15 protein-coding genes are annotated in these 17,690 nt (G+C 58.2%); 8 read left to right on the top strand and 7 right to left on the bottom strand.

Annotated elements, in window-relative coordinates; genetic code table 11:
• Positions 1 to 6 precede the first annotated feature (6 nt).
• Both OHL14_RS15215 and OHL14_RS15210 read left to right on the top strand, forming a co-directional pair.
• The gene (locus OHL14_RS15215) at positions 7 to 654 is read left to right on the top strand and encodes an FMN-binding negative transcriptional regulator (RefSeq protein WP_263380206.1); all 648 of its coding nucleotides are present in this window, start codon (positions 7 to 9) and stop codon (positions 652 to 654) included.
• A gap of 41 nt (positions 655 to 695) precedes the next feature.
• The gene (locus tag OHL14_RS15210) at positions 696 to 1,406 is read left to right on the top strand and encodes a M48 family metalloprotease (protein WP_263380205.1); all 711 of its coding nucleotides are present in this window, start codon (positions 696 to 698) and stop codon (positions 1,404 to 1,406) included.
• A gap of 117 nt (positions 1,407 to 1,523) precedes the next feature.
• Here OHL14_RS15210 and OHL14_RS15205 read toward each other — a convergent pair whose 3' ends face one another.
• Positions 1,524 to 2,387, bottom strand: a complete 864-nt coding sequence (locus OHL14_RS15205; RefSeq protein ID WP_263380204.1) for a prolipoprotein diacylglyceryl transferase — start codon at positions 2,385 to 2,387, stop codon at positions 1,524 to 1,526.
• Between the two features lie 104 nt (positions 2,388 to 2,491).
• Between OHL14_RS15205 and hpt the strand changes: the two genes are divergently transcribed.
• From hpt to aroA, 4 genes are all read left to right on the top strand, one after another.
• Positions 2,492 to 3,055, top strand: coding sequence for a hypoxanthine phosphoribosyltransferase (hpt, locus tag OHL14_RS15200; protein WP_263380203.1), 564 nt, complete (start codon positions 2,492 to 2,494; stop codon positions 3,053 to 3,055).
• Between the two features lie 156 nt (positions 3,056 to 3,211).
• The gene (locus OHL14_RS15195) at positions 3,212 to 4,447 is read left to right on the top strand and encodes a putative DNA modification/repair radical SAM protein (protein ID WP_263380202.1); all 1,236 of its coding nucleotides are present in this window, start codon (positions 3,212 to 3,214) and stop codon (positions 4,445 to 4,447) included.
• 2 nt (positions 4,448 to 4,449) lie between these two features.
• Entirely contained in the window at positions 4,450 to 5,862 is a 1,413-nt protein-coding gene (locus tag OHL14_RS15190; RefSeq protein ID WP_263380201.1) for a UdgX family uracil-DNA binding protein, read from the top strand.
• 53 nt (positions 5,863 to 5,915) lie between these two features.
• Positions 5,916 to 7,226: a 3-phosphoshikimate 1-carboxyvinyltransferase gene (gene aroA, locus OHL14_RS15185; RefSeq protein WP_263380200.1), complete on the top strand. Its 1,311-nt coding sequence runs from the start codon at positions 5,916 to 5,918 to the stop codon at positions 7,224 to 7,226.
• On the opposite strand, the gene OHL14_RS15180 is transcribed toward aroA, so the two are convergent.
• From OHL14_RS15180 to miaB, 3 genes are read right to left on the bottom strand one after another with little or no spacing between them, the layout of a single operon-like run.
• A complete protein-coding gene (locus OHL14_RS15180) occupies positions 7,223 to 8,350 on the bottom strand; it encodes a glycosyltransferase family 9 protein (protein ID WP_263380199.1) in 1,128 nt (375 codons plus the stop codon). The genes aroA and OHL14_RS15180 overlap by 4 nt on opposite strands.
• Positions 8,351 to 8,377: 27 nt before the next feature.
• Positions 8,378 to 8,911 (bottom strand): bifunctional nuclease family protein, encoded by a 534-nt coding sequence (locus OHL14_RS15175; RefSeq protein WP_263380198.1) that lies wholly within the window; start codon positions 8,909 to 8,911, stop codon positions 8,378 to 8,380.
• Positions 8,912 to 8,929: 18 nt separating this feature from the next.
• A complete protein-coding gene (gene miaB / locus OHL14_RS15170) occupies positions 8,930 to 10,306 on the bottom strand; it encodes a tRNA (N6-isopentenyl adenosine(37)-C2)-methylthiotransferase MiaB (protein ID WP_263380197.1) in 1,377 nt (458 codons plus the stop codon).
• 115 nt (positions 10,307 to 10,421) lie between these two features.
• Between miaB and OHL14_RS15165 the strand changes: the two genes are divergently transcribed.
• Positions 10,422 to 10,883, top strand: coding sequence for a hypothetical protein (locus OHL14_RS15165; protein WP_263380196.1), 462 nt, complete (start codon positions 10,422 to 10,424; stop codon positions 10,881 to 10,883).
• 6 nt (positions 10,884 to 10,889) lie between these two features.
• On the opposite strand, the gene OHL14_RS15160 is transcribed toward OHL14_RS15165, so the two are convergent.
• Positions 10,890 to 12,257 carry a glucuronyl esterase domain-containing protein gene (locus OHL14_RS15160; protein WP_263380195.1) on the bottom strand — a complete coding sequence of 456 codons (1,368 nt, stop codon included), beginning with the start codon at positions 12,255 to 12,257 and terminating at the stop codon, positions 10,890 to 10,892.
• A gap of 313 nt (positions 12,258 to 12,570) precedes the next feature.
• The gene (locus OHL14_RS15155) at positions 12,571 to 13,266 is read right to left on the bottom strand and encodes a Crp/Fnr family transcriptional regulator (protein WP_263380194.1); all 696 of its coding nucleotides are present in this window, start codon (positions 13,264 to 13,266) and stop codon (positions 12,571 to 12,573) included.
• Positions 13,267 to 13,732: 466 nt separating this feature from the next.
• Between OHL14_RS15155 and OHL14_RS15150 the strand changes: the two genes are divergently transcribed.
• Positions 13,733 to 15,907: a glycosyl hydrolase gene (locus tag OHL14_RS15150; RefSeq protein ID WP_263380193.1), complete on the top strand. Its 2,175-nt coding sequence runs from the start codon at positions 13,733 to 13,735 to the stop codon at positions 15,905 to 15,907.
• 31 nt (positions 15,908 to 15,938) lie between these two features.
• Here OHL14_RS15150 and OHL14_RS15145 read toward each other — a convergent pair whose 3' ends face one another.
• Positions 15,939 to 17,687: a rhamnogalacturonidase gene (locus OHL14_RS15145; protein WP_263380192.1), complete on the bottom strand. Its 1,749-nt coding sequence runs from the start codon at positions 17,685 to 17,687 to the stop codon at positions 15,939 to 15,941.
• Positions 17,688 to 17,690: the final 3 nt, after the last annotated feature.

Raw genomic sequence — 17,690 nt, 5'->3', positions numbered from 1 at the left:
GCCCGGATGTACATTCCCAAGGCGAATGAAGAGACGCGGCTGCCGGTGCTGCATGAACTGATGCGGAGCCATCCGCTGGCGAGTCTTGTGACATTGAACGCGGGCGAACTGTTCGCTACGCATCTGCCGATGGTGCTGCATAAGGGTGATTTGGAGTTCGGCGTGCTGCGCGGGCATGTAGCGCGAGCGAATGGGCAGTGGAAGAACGCTGATGCTTCGTTGGATGCGCTGGCGATTTTTGCGGGGCCGGAATATTACATTACGCCCACCTGGTACCCCAGCAAGCATGAAACTGGTAAGGAGGTTCCGACGTGGAACTATGTTGTGATCCATGCCTATGGGCCTCTGAAGGTGGTGCAGGATGCGGAGTGGCTGCTGGCACACCTGGAATCGCTAACGGATGCGAATGAGGCTGGACGTGCGATGCCCTGGAAGGTAAGCGATGCTCCTGCGGAGTATGTGCGACAGCTTGTGAATGGGATCGTTGGATTTGAGATCGTGATTCGGCGGCTCGAGGGCAAGTGGAAGGTCAGCCAGAACAAGCGCGAGCCAGAGAAACGTGGCGTGATTGAGGGACTGGCGGTGCTGGGAACCGATCAGAGCAATACGATGAGTGTGCTGGTGGCAGAGCGCGCCGACTTCGCTACGGAGTAGGCTGAGGAAAGCCGCAGGCTGCATGGTGATAGCGTTAAAGAGTGGCGCGCACTTCCCTTCCTATCGTTCCTGAGTCAGTACACACGGTCTTCGCAGAGGAGTACCGGGGTCTGAGGCCGCGCGCTCCGATGCCTGCGCTTGAGATCAAGTTTCGACGTTTCACAAGTTTGAATACGACAATCCGCTTGCGTGATGGGCAGTTGATCGTGCGATTGAGCGATTTGCTGGAGTCAGCGCCTGAGAGCGTGCATCGTGCGATTGCGCACATCCTGCTGGCGAAGCTGTACCGGAAGCCGATTGAGCCGGTATTTGCGGATCGGTATCGGCGGTATACGCAGTCGGAGGCGGTGTCGAGGCAGGCGGAACGGATTCGAAAGGACCGCGGGCGCAAGGTGCTGACCTCACCGCAGGGACATCTCTACGATCTGGATGAGGTGTTCGAGTCGGTGAATACGCGCTTCTTCTTTGGCTTGCTTGGAAGGCCTACGTTAACGTGGAGCGCGCATGTGGCTAAGCGGATGCTTGGCCATTACGACGCTGCCCACAACACGATCGTGGTGAGTCGCGTGTTCGACAGGCCAGGGACGCCGAGGTATGCAATCGAATATCTGCTGTACCACGAGATGCTGCACCTGAAGCATCCGGTGACGGTGCGGGCAGGTCGACGGTGTGTGCATTCGCGGGCGTTCCAGGCTGAGGAGAGGCTGTTTCCTGAGCTGGAGCAGGCGAGGGCGTTTTTGCGGCGGTTGTAGGAGACACTGGGGGCGCGAACCCCATCTCCCAGAGTCAGGGCATGTGGAACCCAGATGGTGGTGGTTCCAGAAGCAGGTCCTTCGCTGCGCTCAGGGTGACAATACTTGAGGGTATTGTTATTCGGTGCGGAGGTAAGGTGGCCACTGCTTGTTGGCCCTTGCGGACCATAGCATGACAATGCCGCCGAGGATGATGCTGCCGAGAGCAGCTACCTGTGCGTTCGACATGCCCCAGTAGAGGCGCGGATTGACGCGGACGAACTCAACGAGGAAGCGACCGATGCCAGCAAGAATGAGATAGAGGCCGGTGAGCCAGCCGACAGGCTTGTGCTTACTGCCGAGTTTCCAGAGAATCCAGAAGACGACGAGCGAGAAGAGAAGCTCGTAGAGTGGCGTGGGCTGCACGAGGGCGTCGGGCGGAGTGGGAGGGACGAGGGCGTCCTTCGCCATGTGAACTCCCCAGGGGAGCGTGGTGTTGATGCCGTAGTCTCCGTCGCCGGAGGTGAGGCAGCCGATGCGGCCAATGCCATAACCGAGAGCAGCCGCCGGAGCTGCGAGGTCTAGCATACGAATTCCGCCGAGGCGTGGGCCGGGAACGCCTTCTGCAGGGCCTTTGAATCGACCGATAGCGCCCTGCCAGTAAAGCGTGATGATGCCTGCGACAAGGCCTCCGTACCAAGCGAATCCAGCCGCAAACCAATGCAGGAAGCCGATCAGAACGGGGCCGGGCTGGCTGAGGCCGGGGAGCAGGATCTGGTGCCAGGCCATGGCGAGTTCCCGGGGGTTTTCGAGTTCGTGCCAGAGCTTAGCTCCGACGATACCGGCGAGGACGACCATGGTGACGACGTTCAGAGCGTCGGTGTCAACGCCGTTGCGCTCGAAGTTACGGAACATGACGACGGTCGCGAAGACGGCAGCCAGCCAGAGTAAGAGGCCGAAGGTGCCGACGTGGAACGAGCCAAGATGGATATATGGGTACATGCAGTCTTTCAGTATAGGGGTTATGGCGTTGGATAAGGACTGCGAGGGGCTGGGACAGGTTTTCCTCATGGCGGTGGAGGCGGGTTTCGCGCTACTCTGTGCCAATGGCTACTTCTTTGCCCCCTTACGTCGATCCCCTCTCCATGGAAGTCCTGTTCTCTGTCGATCAGATTGCCGAACGTGTGCAGTCGATTGGCAAGCAGATCTCCGAAGACTACGCAGGACAGACGGTTGTGCTGATCGGCGTGCTGAAGGGCGCGGCAATCTTTCTCGCCGACCTTGCGCGTTCGATCTCGGTAGATAACACATTCGACTTTGTTGCGGTGTCGAGTTATGGGCGCGCGCGCGTGTCATCGGGCGCGGTGAAGCTCATCAAGGATATCGACAACCCAATCGAAGGCAAGCACGTGATCCTCGTGGAGGACATTCTTGATACGGGTCTGACGCTGAGCTATTTGCGAGGACTGATGTTGCAGCACAAGCCAGCTTCGCTGAAAATTGCGACCTGCCTGGACAAGCCGGAACGGCGCCTCGTGCCGATCGAATCGGACTACACCTGCTTCCAGATTCCAAACCGCTTTGTGATTGGCTATGGCATGGACTATGCCGAGCGTTACCGTGGTGTGGCGGATATCCGCATCTTCCCGGAGACCGTTCCGGGACACTAGCGGCAGGCGAAAGAGCGGCCACGGCGAGATGTCGTGGCCGCATTTTTGTGTCCGACCGTATGGCCAAAGAACATAGCTGCTGCCAGTTTTTCCGTCATGAAAGCGCGGATTACTTTCGCCTTGTGTTCTCTCCCAGAGATGGCGTTGAATAGGGATATGGCGATGCTGAGTGTGCAAAACAAACTCGAAATACTAGCGGACGCAGCGAAGTACGATGCTTCCTGCGCGAGCTCGGGAGCTAAGCGAGCCGGCAATAGCAAAGGCGTAGGACACACCGACGGCATGGGGATATGCCATAGCTATACGCCGGATGGTCGATGCGTTTCACTGCTGAAGATACTGTTGACAAACTATTGCACGTACGACTGCGTGTTCTGCGTAAACCGGGTGTCGAGTGACATTCGCAGAGCGCGGTTCAGTCCGCAAGAAGTCGTGGGGCTGACGCTTGATTTTTACAAGCGGAACTACATCGAAGGGCTGTTTCTCTCTTCAGGGATCATTCAGTCTCCGGATTACACGATGGAACAATTGATCGAGGTTGCAAAGACATTACGGAGCGTCCATCACTTTGGCGGATACATACATCTGAAGACGATTGCGGGATGCGATGAGCGGCTGGTGCAGGAGGCTGGAAGATGGGCTGATCGACTGAGCGTGAATATCGAGCTACCGAGCCAGAGCGATCTGGTGCAGCTTGCACCGGAGAAGAAGGCTGTAGTCATCGAAGGCACGATGGGACAGATTCGCGCGAAGAAAGACGCTGCGGAGGACGAGGGGAAGGCGCTTCGAAGTGCGCCGAAGTTCGCGCCTGCAGGACAGTCGACGCAAATGGTGGTGGGCGCAACGGAAACGACGGACCGGCAGATCATTCTGCGCGCCAGCACTTTGTATGGCGGATATAAGCTGCGGCGAATCTATTACACGGGGTTCAGCCCCTATCCGGAGGCGGATGCTCGGTTGCCGTTGAAGGCAACTCCGCTGATGAGAGAGCACCGGCTCTACCAAGCGGATTGGTTGATGCGCTTCTACGGCTTCAGCGCGGAGGAGATTACGACAGAGAGCGCGCCGCAGTTGTCGCTCGACGAAGATCCGAAGACGACATGGGCCAAAGCCCACCCGGAGTTTTATCCTGTCGACGTGAACGCCGCGCCGAGAGAGGCTTTGTTGCGTGTGCCGGGGATAGGTCATCGCAATGTCGAGAGGATTCTGCGCATACGAACGTATCACCGGATGTCGATGGAAGACCTGCGGAAGCTGCATGTGCGGGTGAAGAGCGTCGCGGGCTATGTGGTTGCGGCAGATCATCTCCCGACGGCTCCAGCTGCAGGGGCGATGCCCACGGCTCAGATGGAGCTCTTTGCAGCCTCAAGTGCGCTTTCGGGGCAGGTCTAATTGTGCGCCGCGTAGAGGTCGCCCCCACGTTTGAAGCGTGGCGCGAGGTGGCGCGGGAGGCTTTGAAGGATGGATACAGGCCGGAGGAGATCAATCTCGCAGATGCGACGGTGCCGGTATCTGGCTTGCTTACGCTGCAAGCTGAAGACGAGCCACAAGGGGCAATGGTGGCGCGGCCTCATGTGCCTAAGGAGTTCCTCGAGCGCGCACGCTCTGTGGCGGCGCATAGGGAGGCGCGAAGATGGAACCTTCTGTATCGGGTGCTGTGGCGTTTGCAGTCTGAACGACGGTTGCTGCGCATGGAGTTGGATGCGGATGTCGCTGAGTTTGGAAGGCTGGAGCAACAGGTGCGGCGAGACCTGCACAAGATGCACGCGTTCGTGCGCTTTCGCAGGATTGTGGACGAGGATGGCGAACAGTTTGTCGCCTGGCATGAACCAGACCATCGGATCGTTCCTTTGGCGGCGCCATTTTTTGCGGAGCGATTTGCGGTGATGCGGTGGGCGATCCTGACTCCCGACGAGTGCGTGAGTTGGCGGCCGGAGACGAAGGAGTTGATCTTTGGGCCAGGTGTTCCACGAGAGACAGCGCCGCAGGCCGATGAACTCGAAGGCCTCTGGCGCAGTTACTATGGTGCGATCTTCAATCCTGCCCGAGTGAACCCAAAGGCAATGCGAGCTGAGATGCCGGTGAGGTACTGGAAGAATCTACCCGAACTCACGCAGCTGCCAAACCTTATGCAGAAGGCCGAGAGCCGAGTGCAGTCGATGATGATACGACAATCACGGCAGCCGACGGCAGCACCTTTCGTCCCAGAGGAGCACACACTTACCGTCCTACGAGAAGCTCTGCCGCGCTGCGAAGGCTGCGATCTGTTTCGACATGCAACGCAGGTAGTGCCGGGTGCCGGAGCTGCCCACGCCGCTCTCATGCTGGTAGGGGAGCAGCCGGGCGACCAGGAGGACTTGCAGGGCGAGCCCTTTATTGGACCGGCAGGAGCTATCCTGCGGCGGGCGATGGAGGAGTTGGGCATCGATGCTGAACAGGTGTATGTGACGAATGCGGTGAAGCACTTCAAGTTTGTATCGAGGGGGAAGTTTCGGCTGCATCAGAACCCCAAGATGAGCGAGATTAGTGCGTGTAGACCGTGGCTGCTGGCGGAGATCGACGCGGTGAAGCCGTCGGTGATTCTGTGTCTCGGCGCGTCGGCAGCGAAGTCGCTGCTGGGTGGCACCTTTGCTTTGATGAAGCAACGCGGAGAGCCTCAGGAGAGCACACACGCGAGGCATGTATACGCAACGGTGCATCCGTCGGCGGTTCTGAGAGGCGCGGATGAAGAAGGCCGGGCGCAGCTTTATGCCTATTTGAAGGCGGATTTAGCCACGGCCTGGGCGCAAGTTTTGAAATGTGAATAAGAGCGGACAGCGCCGGACAAGCGCTCCAAGGGCGTTGCATTTACGATATAGGTATGGCTTCTACGCACGACGCTTCGACCTCCAAGACTCAGATTGTTTCTCCCGCCCGCGGCTTCCGCGGCTCTCTTATGCTGCCCGGAGACAAGTCCATCTCTCATCGTTATGCCATGCTGGCTGGCTTTGCAGAGGGCACTTCGCGTATCGCGAATTTTTCAACCGGTGCTGATCCGCATAGCTCGCTGGCTTGCATGGAGGCAATGGGTGCAAAGGTAAGCACCGAGGGCAGCGTGCTCTCGGTGACAGGCACGGGCGGCGCTCTTGCTCAGCCAAAGGGTGATCTGGACTGCGGCAATTCTGGCTCGACGATGCGCATGTTAGCGGGGTTGGTTGCTGCGCAAGAGGGTAACTTCCGCTTTGTGGGTGACGAGTCGCTGACGGTGCGACCGATGGAGCGGATTCGCAAGCCTCTGGAGTTGATGGGTGCGCAGATCGAACTGACCGAGGGTCATGCTCCCATTACGGTACGCGGCACTGAGTTGAAGGCGATCCACTTCGAGGTTCCTATTGCGAGCGCGCAGGTAAAGACGGCGGTGCTTTTTGCAGGACTGCAAGCGAAGGGGGTGACTTCGATTGCAGAGAAGATTCGAACTCGTGACCATAGCGAACACGCGCTACGGGCCTTCGGAGCGACGCTGACGCGGCATGACGATCGGCTGTCGATCGAGGGCGGGCAAAAGCTGCGTGCGATCGATATGACCGTGCCGGGCGACATGTCGTCGGCGGCGTTCTTTTTGTGCGGCGCGCTGCTGTTTGAAGACAGCAATCTGGTGCTGGATTCTCTGGGCATGAACCCAACGCGCGCTTCCCTGCTGGATGTCATTACGGGGATGGGCGGCAAGATCAAGGTGCTGAATGTCGAAGAGATCCATGGTGAGATGGTGGGCACAATCCAGGTGCAGCGCAGCGCGCAGTTGCGCGGGATGGACATCTCCGGTGCGCTGGCGGCGCAGTTGATTGATGAGCTACCGGTGATCGCTGCGATTGCTCCTTACACTGAGAATGGCGTGAAGATTCGCGATGCGAAGGAGCTACGTGTGAAGGAGAGCGATCGCATCGCGCTGGTGGTGAAAAACCTTCGAGCGATGGGTGCCGAGGTCGTAGAGTACGAGGACGGCATGGATATTCCCGGCGGGCAGACGCTGCGTGGCGGCATCGTGGACTCCGGACTGGACCACCGCATCACCATGGCGTTTTCGATTGCTGCGCTACGGGCGCAAGGAGAGACCGAGATTCACGGCGCTGAGGCGGCCGCGGTTTCGTTCCCCGAGTTTTATACGTGGCTGGATGAGTTGGCGATTCGCTAAGCGCGAGTGTTTGAGAGCAAGCGGGCAATGCGCTGCTCTCGAGCGGAGCCTAGAGGTGGGTGCGTGTTCGTGAGCTGTGCGAAGGCGTTGATAGCTGACTCTGTAGATATTTCATCAAGCTGATAGTCCGAAGGAATGTCATTGCGATCTTCGCCGCGTAGAACGAGAGCGCGGGTGTCGTTGATCGGAAGCCATTCGATCGCAGGCTGCCAGCTAGGTGCGAGCACCAGCATAGGTACACCTGCAGCCCGGCCCACGTGCAACGTACCGGTATCCACGGTAATCAGTGTGTCGCATGAGCAGAGCAAAGCTGCGAGCTGCGGGATGCTTGTACGCCCGGCCAAGCTAGTTCCACGGGAAACCGAAAGAGCGCGAATACGGTTGATCGCCGGGGCTTCGTCAAGTGTGCCGAGAAAGATCGTCCTGTGTCCTAGTGCTTCGACCTGACGGATGAGAGCTGCGAAGCGCTCTTCATGCCAATTATTGCGTTGCGCACCGCTGCCCTGGACGACGATAGCGGTGAGTTGTTGGCCCTCCGCATTGACCTCATGTAGCAGAGACTGCGCAACGGTGAGATCTTCGGTTGTGAAGTAGACAGCGGGCTCATGGTGTGGCGTTCCATCGCCGACGAGCCGGAGGTTGTTGGCAATGAGGCTGATGGATTTGTCGTAAAGGATGGGCTCGTCGTAGAGTTGCGGGATCTGAGCGAAGCCTCGCGTGGGGGCGAGACGCAGCAGCAGGGCAAACAGTGCGAGTTTGCCGCGACGATTAGAAGCATCCTGCAGAATCCGCGTGGGGCGAAGGCCGCGGGTTTGAAGGCGATCGCGCAGCTGTGTGGCGTGCAGCAGGAGATCGCGGAAGGAACTTCCCGGATCGGGGGTATCGAACAAATGGTCTACGTGAGGGTTGTGCTGAAGGAGGGCGAAGCCCAAGCTTCGTGTGGCTACGATAATTGTGCAGTCAGGGTGCGCAGCCTTGAGGGCGGCGTATATGGGAGTGCCATGAACGCAGCAGCCGAGCGGAATCCGGTATTGCAGAATGAGGAATACAGGGGGTGAGCCGCCGACGCGAGGTCGGGAGTAGCGCATGAGTTGAAAGAAGAGACGTAGCAGCGTGTTGCGCATCTTTAGAAGAGACTACACGGACTGAGACTACATTTTGTAACGACCCATCTCATCGTCGTTGAGGCTTTCGAGCCAACGACGGAGATCTTCGGGGCTAAGGTTGCTCGTGCCTAAAGAGGCGCGGCGGGCGTGGTCAAAGACCTGTTGCGACACGAAGATGGGGCAGTCTGCGCGCAGGGCGAGCGCTATAGCGTCGGAGGGGCGTGCATCGAGGGCAACGGGTTCCCCGCCTTGGTCCATCCAAATAGTGGCGTGAAAGGTGTCCTCGCGTAAGGAGCCGACGACGACGCGCGTGACACGGGCATTGAGGCCGTGGATGGCTGCACGCATTAAATCATGCGTCATGGGGCGAGGTGTCGTGGCTTTTTCGATTTCGAGCGCGATGGCGTTCGCTTCAAAGAGACCGACCCAGATCGGTAGCACTACTTCGCCAGTGAGGTCGTTGAGGACAACGATGGGCTGGCGAGTGGAGGGGTCCATCATCAGGCCGCGGATGCGTACCTCAACCTCCTGCTCGGCGAGCTTCTCTTCGGTCTCGGGTTTGAAGCCGGGCAAATGCATAAACGTAGTGTACTGCTTCTATCTGAGAACCGGCACGCGGGCATTGAGAGCCTGTTGAGCCAGTAGTGCGGGCGAGGGAGCGGCGGGAGCCGTAATGGCTTCGCCAACAAGTGAGCTTGGGAAGACCTGCGTGATGCGCACGTCAACGTAACTACCGATCACCGGCACGATCTCGCAGCTAAAGTTGACAGTCTTATTCTGGCTGCTGCGACCGGTAATCTGGCCTCGAGAGTTTGCTCCGTGTTCAACCATTACAGTCATTGTCTGATCGAGATGGCGCGCGTAGTTCCTGCGCTGGATCTCGCGCTGGCGTGCGTTAAGGATGGCAAGGCGTTCGACCTTCGCCTCTTCCGGGATCGAATCGACCATGTGAATAGCAGGGGTGTTGGGGCGCGGCGAGTACTTGAAGCCGTAGATGGCGTCGTAGCCTACCTCGTCGAGTAGCGTGATGGTGTCTTCGAAGTCGCGATCGGTCTCGCCGGGGAAACCGACGATGATGTCACTCGTAAGCGAGATGTCGCGCTTGGCAGCCTTAGTCCAACCGATCCGCTCCAGGTACCACTCGCGAGAATACTCGCGGGACATAGCCTTCAGGACGCTGGTGGAGCCGGACTGGACGGGCAAATGGATGTGGTCGCAGAGCGCTGGCATCGCGTCGATGGCGTCGACGATGTCCTTCGTGAACTGTCGCGGATGCGAGGTGGTGAAGCGTACGCGTTGGATGCCGTTCACCTCACCTACTGCGGAGAGTAGCTCGGCGAAGGAGCGTCTCCCGCTGGGATCAACGTAGCTGTTGACGTTTTGACCGAGCAGCTGAATTTCGGTGTAGCCTTGGCCTGCGATGCGCTGGGCTTCGGCGAGTACGGAGGCCGAGGTGCGGCTGCGCTCCTTGCCACGCGTGTAGGGCACGACACAGTAGGCGCAGAACTTGTCGCAGCCTTCAATGATGGTGATGTAGCCGCGGTGTGGGTTGGAACGCGCGGTGAATTCGGTATCGAAGGTCTCGTCGGTCTGGCGGTCATCGAGGCCGGTAATTCGATTTTCTCCTGCTTCGAGGCGCGCGAGCATCTCCGGCAGGTTGCGATAGGACGAAGAGCCAGCCACGATGGAGACGTAGGGTGCCTTCTCGAAGATCTTTTCCCCCTCCTGCTGGGCAACGCAGCCGATCACGGCGAAGCGCTTACCTTCCCCCTGGAGCTTCTTGTATTCGTTCAGGCGATGGAATACCTTCTGCTCGGCTTTATCGCGGATGGAGCAGGTGTTGTAGAGGATAAGGCCGGCGTCAGCTTCGTCCGGTACCTGCTGGTAGCCTTCGCGCACGAGGGTTCCGACGACTTTTTCAGAGTCGTGCGCGTTCATCTGGCAGCCGAAGGTTTCAATGTAGAAGGTTTTCATGATTCTCGAATTCGCGGGTGTTGATGCGGCGTAGTGCCTACTTCCCTGATCCTATTGTAGCGGTTTCGGGGGTGGGAGACTTGCTCCTGACAAGCTGGAGTGTCATGCTCGAAAGATGAAGTTTTCACGAGTTCTGTCGGTCGTCGTCTCTGGTTGGCTTGGTTGCTGTGCACTTGGTATGGCACAGGAGGGCGGGCAATGGCGCGCGTCAAATACTACGGCCAAGCAGATCACCGGTGATATCGCATTCAGTGACGTTAAGCTGTACATCAACTTCACCGGCTTTACGCTAGCTCAGATTCGCGATCTGAAGGCCGAAGAGGTGAGCATCCTGTTCGATGGGACCGATGGCACGACCGGACGCGGCAACCTGTTTCGGCTGGATATTCCCGCAGCTAAGACTTTCAATCACAAGAGCCACATTTGTGGCTCGGAGAACGCGGAGTATGCCGCGACGTTCGTCACTGGCAGAAAGCTGCAGGTTGCGTTCTTTTCAGGCACGGCCATGCCAGTTCTGACGGGCGAGGCAATGGCGAATGCTACGAACCTTTGTGGAACGTTCGAATACGTCCGCTAGATTTCGTTACGGCTCAGGATGCAAGTGCAGTTTGAGGAAGTCGACGTAGATGGCCCAGTCCGACGGGACCATGCCGTGGCCCCCATCGTGCATGTAGTAGCCAAGATCGTGCAGGATCGGCTGCTTTGCCGCGGGCCACGTTTCTGTATCCAGCGGGTCTTTACCAAGTAGCTTGTAAACCGGCGCTGCGGCTACTTCTGCAAGGAATTCTCCCTTGGGATCGGACCAGTAATCGGTGTTCCCTGTTTGTAGCAGCAATGGGCGTGGCGCGATGAGGTCAATGAGCATGTGCGCGTCCATGGGAGCGATATCTGGAAAGCCGCCATACTTTGACCAGTTGGTGGCGAACTGGTAACTGTAGCGTGTGGGATCGGTTAGGTGCGCGATGGTCTCGCCGTAGTTGCGGTGGCTCAGGGCGGCGCCGCCTTCTCCTGAACAGCTTGCAATGACGAGGGCAAAGCGCTGATCGTGCGCACCTGCCCACATGACAGTCTTGCCCAGCCGTGAGACCCCCTGGATGGCGACGCGCCTGGCGTCTACGCGGGGATCAGTCTCGAGGTAGTCTTCAACGCGACTCATGCCCCAAGCCCATGCGGCTATGGTTCCCCATTCGTCGGGCGCCGGCTTGGTCTGACCAGTCTTCAGATAACGCGACTGAATTCCGTCATTGAAGCCTTCGGGATAGTCGGGAACGACATCACCATAATAGAAAGTAGCGACACCAATGTTGGCTGCAAGCAGGGCCGCAGCATCGACGCCCACAACGAATGCGCGGCGTTCTACCTTCTTACCTTGCTCGTCGGTGGTGATGCTTTGCGCTAATTGCTGCGCTTTCGTGTGGGTCTTTGGGTCCCAAACCATTTGTGGCGTAATGCCTGGGTCATCTATAGCGTTCTGGTTCGCGCCAAAGTTGATAGCGAGCAGCAGCGGCACGGGCTTTTTCGCTGCCGTGGGCAGGTACTCAAGCAAATGAATTGCTGGACCGTTGCTATCGCTGGTGAGGTGAATCGTGATCTGCCTGCGGATTGCCGCACCGTGGAGTGCAGGCGTTCCCTTGTCGGTAATCTCAAAATTCGAAGCGGTCAGGTGAGTCGGAGCTCCCGTGGGGACACGACCAAACTGCTGCGTTTCGAAGATCTGAATGATCTCAGGACGGCGACGCTGCGTCCAAGTTTTGGCGTCGGTTACGAACCTGCCATCATTGAGACGCATTGCGTCGGGTAGCGTGAAGATTCCGACCTTAGCCTCGTCGTAGTTGAGTGGAATGCCTGCAACGACAGGGGGCGGCTCTTTTGCGGGAGCAGTTTGTTGGGCGTGAAGACCGAAGACGGATACGCCGAAAAGTGCGAGAGACAAAGCGGAACGCAGACACATGGAGAGTCCCCGATAACGCTGTCCATGCTAGCACCGCGACCGCGTGCTCCGCAGCCGCAAGAGCCTATCTGTGAAATCAAATCGGTTACTGTATAGCAGACTACGTGAAGGCGGACCAGAAAGCTTGGCACGCGACGCGGATGGAGAGCTTTATCAGTATGCCGGTGGTGGCTTCGGCACGATAGATTGTAAGAAGCAAGAGGAACGGGGCGAGCTCAGGCTGAAACAGCTGAGATCGCCCCGTTTTTCTGCAGTGACTACGGATATGAGTAACAATTCCTTCGAGGATGACAACGATCGGAAGGATGAAACGCTAGCTGAGCCTGCCATCGACGTTGTGCTTCGTAGTCGGCCAGGTCTCTGCGCTCTTGTGAGAGCGGCGGAGGAGACGGCTCAGATGCTCCGGCGTGATGCTGAGCAGCTGTGCGAGCTCCATCTGTTTGAGCATAGGCAAGGCGTCCAAGGTTCTGATCTGCGGATGTTTGACACTGCGTTCGCGCATGAAGCTGTCCAATCGCTGCTCGGCGCTATCGCTCATCAAGCGCACCTGGGCGGAGGTCTGCGCGATAAGTTCGAGGCAGAGGGAAGAGACGAAGTAGCGCATCAGACGGGCGTTTTGCGTAAGCCGCTGATTGAAATCCAGCGCGCTGATGCGTGAGACTACGCAGGGTGTGACAGCCTTCACGGAGCAGACGCTTGGGGTGTGCATCACAAGGCAGGCCGCTCCGCCGAACCAGCCCGCCGCGCGCAGGCCCAGTGTCGTCTCGCGTCCCTCTGGGCTAACGTAACTGAGTCGAACTAGCCCGTCACGAATCAGCCAAACCGTCTTACAAATCTCTCCCTGCTCCAACATTAGTGTCCCCGGGGGAACCTCTACGGGCTCAGGTAAGTCCTTCAGATTTTCGAACGCATCGGACAGAATGGGGGCAAACGCGGGGAAGGTCGATCCTTCGACATCGTTCGTATATTGGCCCGACTCTGTAAAGGGATAGGCATCAGTCCATTTCACAGGGCACATCTCCAGGTTAGGTTAATCTCGACTCTTTGCTCGCTTCGCGGATAACAAACTATCTGTGTCTCGCTTACGAGGTAGATCGCAGGAAGGATTGGTAAAAACCTTCTAAGTTTTTTCTAGCCTCTGAAACTTCCCGTTGTGGGAAATGAAGATGGGTTTGGCTGCTGTCATGTGATTCGTTTGGGCAAGATTTGCGCAGATGCCAGGCAGTCGCACAACAACTCTTGAACTTGGTGCGAATCAAGTTTTTAAGTTTTTTAATCTGCCAGAAGCATTGCTGCAAATCTCTGGTTTTCAATGGAGAAAGTATTTCTCACTTACGGGTTCGACAATGTATAAAACTCTGGGAGATTTACGATTGAAGCCATACGCTCGCAACACTGCCGCGATTCTATTCTGTGCCTTGAACCTGATAGAGTCACTGGCCATAAGTGCGCAACAGCCGTGGCAAAAGCTGCAAATGCCCACAGCTGCAGCGATGGCGAAGGCGTGGCTCGCGCCCCCTTCGGAGTATGGGCCAGAACCTTATTATGGACTCAACGGACCGGTGACTCTCGAGAGCGCGCGGCGCGACCTGGATGTCATAAAGGCTCTTGGTTTTCGTGCGGTCACGGTGCAGGCTGGCGGTGGCATGGTGCAGCCGTACCTGTCTCCGGAGTATTTCGCCTTCTTCAAGCAATTTGTGCAGGAAGCAAAGAAGCGTGATCTGCGCGTGTGGATCGTCGACGATATCGGCTATCCTAGCGGATTTGCAGGCGGCAGGTTCTCAAGCGAGAAGCCTACGCTGCGGATGCAGGCCCTGTCGATCGAAAGGCGGTTACCAGTGCATGGCGGCGAGACGCTAACCGTGCCGATCAAGGCGGAGACGGTGGCTGTCGTTGCACAAAGTTCTTCGGGAGAACGGATAGCCGTCACTATCCCTGGCGACGGCCAACTTCACTGGACCGCGCCGACGGGGCAAGACTGGACAGTGCTGGTAGTCGAGCACGTCTTTCGCACCTCGCCGACGAGGAGCGACACCAATCCGACGCACCAGAAGGACCAGTCGCAATCGCTGGAGGATTATCTAAATCCGGCTGCCACGCAGGCATACCTCCAGTTCGTCCATCAGCAATACTACGACGCAATGTCGGAGGCGTTCGGCACGACGATCCTTGGCTTTCGCGGCGATGAACCGGACTATTCCATCTCCGGCCTGCCTTGGACGCCTGCGTTCTTCGAACGATTTAAGCGGTTGAAAGGCTATGATGTCCGGCCCTATGTAGCCGCTTTGATCGCTGCGCAGACCAGCCGCGGGCAGGTGCCCGCAACGTTGACGGCAGAGGAGGTGCGGGCCAAAGGCGATTACTACGACGTCTTCTCGCAGATGTTTCGCGACGGCTTCTTCAAACCACAGGCTGAGTGGTGTGCCGCGCATCGCGTCGAATATCAGGTCCATCTGAATCATGAAGAGATGGAACTGGCACTTGTGAAATCAGAAGGCGAGTTCATGCGCGACATGAAATACGTTCAGGTGCCAGGGATCGATTCAATCTGGCATCAGATTTGGACGGACACGATCTCCGACTTCCCCAGATTGGCGGCAAGCGCAGCGCATGTGTACGGACATCCGAGGGCCTTCACCGAGAGCTTTGCCGCATATCGCCCTGCGCCCGACATCACGATGGCGCGCTACATTCTGAATGAGCAAATCGTTCGCGGCGTGAACCTTGTGGAGACGATGTACTATCCTGCAACACCGCCCCAGAAAGCCGAGAATATCTCTGCCCGACAAGAGCGCCAGGGAGGACCGCCGGAGGTAATGCGTGATCCCGGCTGGCCCGCTCTGATGCAGTATGTGCAGCGACTTAGCTATGTGATGAGCATGGGGCGACCCGCAGCGGAGGTAGCGCTCTATCTTCCTTCAAGTTCGATGTGGCTTGGCGACGCGGCCAGCGATACGGCCTTTGTGGCGACGGAGCAGATGCTTTCGGAGCGGCAGATCGACTTCGACATCATCAATAACGACGCGCTCGCGAGCGACCTAAAGTCCGGCAAAGGAGGCTTCGAAACGCTTAGCGGTAACCGCTATCGTACGGTGATCGTTCCCTCTCCACTGGTGATAAGCGAGACCGAACTCGAACGCCTAAGAGGGTTCGCAAAGGGTGGCGGTAAGGTTCTCTTTCTCGGTCGCGCACCTTCGATGATCTACAACAGAACGATCCTCGATGCTCGCGCAGCTGCGTCGCGGGAGTTTGCGTTCGCGACGATTGAGACATCGGCGCAACTACCGGCGACACCAACACCGCCAGCGCAGCCACCAGTAGAGCCCTTGAAGCCTCAGATTGTGCCCACAGCTATTGAGGCTGCCGTGACGGGTGTCATCCGCGCCCACACCGTAGCGCTTGATAGTCCCGATACGGCGCTGAAGGTGATGGCGAGAAGGCTAGCGGATGCCGACGTGTATCTGATCTTCAATGAAGGCGCAGAAGCGAAGGCCCCTTCCGCAACCTTTCACTCGAAAGGAACGAGGGCCGAACTTTGGTCGCCGCAGGATGGCACCGTGAGCCCACTGCCGTCGACTCACAGCAGTGGAGCGGTCACGATCAAGCTCAACCTGAAGCCATATGAGACCGAGCTGATCGTGATTCGCTAGGCTGAATCTGCGGCCTGCATTTACCTGCCTGCTAAGGCACGATGGAGTCCGGCGCCGCGCGTGATAGTAGGATGCGCGTGTCTGTGGAGCTATTCAACGAGAACGCAGGCACATTGCTGGGGGCTGTGATGAAGTAGAAGTCGGCGCGGTGGACGTTGTCTGTGTAGATAGCGGGGCGGGCATCGGGCACCTTCGGTTGTATCTCAACGTGGCTCATCTCGAGTCGGTTGACGTGCCGGAAAAAGAAACCGTGCGCCGGCAACGTGCCGAGCATCCCGGGCTCCGGATAACCGTCTTCCTTCTCAGGTACTTGAATCTTCGCCTGCTCCGCCGTTCCGCCACCCACATGCTCGACGTAGACATCGGTGATCTTCAGGTCTTCGATCGGATAGCCGGGGATGCCGGTAATGTTCGATCCGTACTTGCCTGCGGTGTTGTAGCTGGTCACGTTTGAAATAAGAACGCGCCGCAGCGTGCCGACGACGGTCGACTGATCGCCAGTTCCCTTCGGCCCGCGCAAGCGCGAACCCAGCCGCAAGAAGATCGGGCAGGAGATCACATCGCGCATGGTGATGTTCGTAACGGCGATATCTTCGAGCAGCGCACCGTCGACGGTCTCCAACGCGAGCCCCTGGCAGCCCTCAAAAACACAGTTCGAGATGGTGATGTTAATGAAGCCGCCGTTCGATTCAGTGCCGCACTTGATGCGACCGGTGCCGCCGACCTTGCCATAGTCCGCTGGCGAACCGTCAAACTTTTTGAAGGTTCCATCGAGTACGCTACCAAGGCGATAGGCGCCGGTGACGTAGCAGTTGGTGATGTTTACGTTTTCGGTGGGGCGATTGTAACCAAGCGCGAAGCTAGATTTGGGACAGATGCCGTCGTCCCACGGTGAGTTGACGGTGCAGTTGGAGACACGAACATTTTTGCAACAGTCGATGTCCATGCCGTCGCGATCGGTGTCAATTTTGAGGTTGTCGATGGTGAGATTGTCCACGCCGGTGAGTAGCAATCCGAAGTGACCACCTTTGAGTATGGAGAAATCGCGGAAGATGACGTTGCGGCAGTTCTTCAGCGCGATAGCCTTGTTGCCGACACCGGGCTGTTCAGCTTGAAACATTGGATAGTCTCCGCGGGGCGGCCGGTTGCGCTCTACAGCCTGCGCAGGTGCGGGGGTTCCGACGTGCTCCGGGCCGAAGCCACGGCCCGAGGACCCAGCCGCAGCCGGTGGACGACCCGGCCCCGCACCGAAGCTCAGTCCTCTGCCCCAGATGAGGCCGGGACCGGTGATGGAGAGATCGGAGAGGCCCTCGCCCCAGAAAAGCGAGTTGTGCCAGTGATTGTGCCCGTAATCCTGGTAGGCGTCATAGCTCGTCTTTGGTTCGGCCGCGTCGTAGGTTCCGCCCATGTAGCCGGTCGTTTCGCCGGGTTTCGGTGAGTCGGCAGCGATGACCGTGCAGCCCTGCGACAAATAGAGATCTACCTTGCTCTTGAGGTGGATAGAGAAACTAAGATACACGCCTGCAGAAAAGTAAACCGTCCCACCTCCGGCGGCTGCGGCGGCATCAATCGCGGCGTTGATCGCAGGCGAATCGACGGCGTGACCATCGCCCTTTGCGCCAAAGGCGCGCACATCGAAGATCATTGGAGTTGCGGACTTCGAGGCGTTGTTGCGTGCCTCACCCGCAGCAAGGGTGGGGACGACAGCGGCAGCGGAGGCGGCGAAGCTCAAGCTACCAAGCTTCAGGAGGTTACGGCGGGCGGAGTCGAAGGGATCCATGTC

The sequence above is a fragment of the Granulicella paludicola genome, assembly GCF_025685545.1.
Lineage (GTDB): Bacteria > Acidobacteriota > Terriglobia > Terriglobales > Acidobacteriaceae > Granulicella > Granulicella paludicola.
This window is presented reverse-complemented; position numbering and strand designations above follow the sequence as displayed.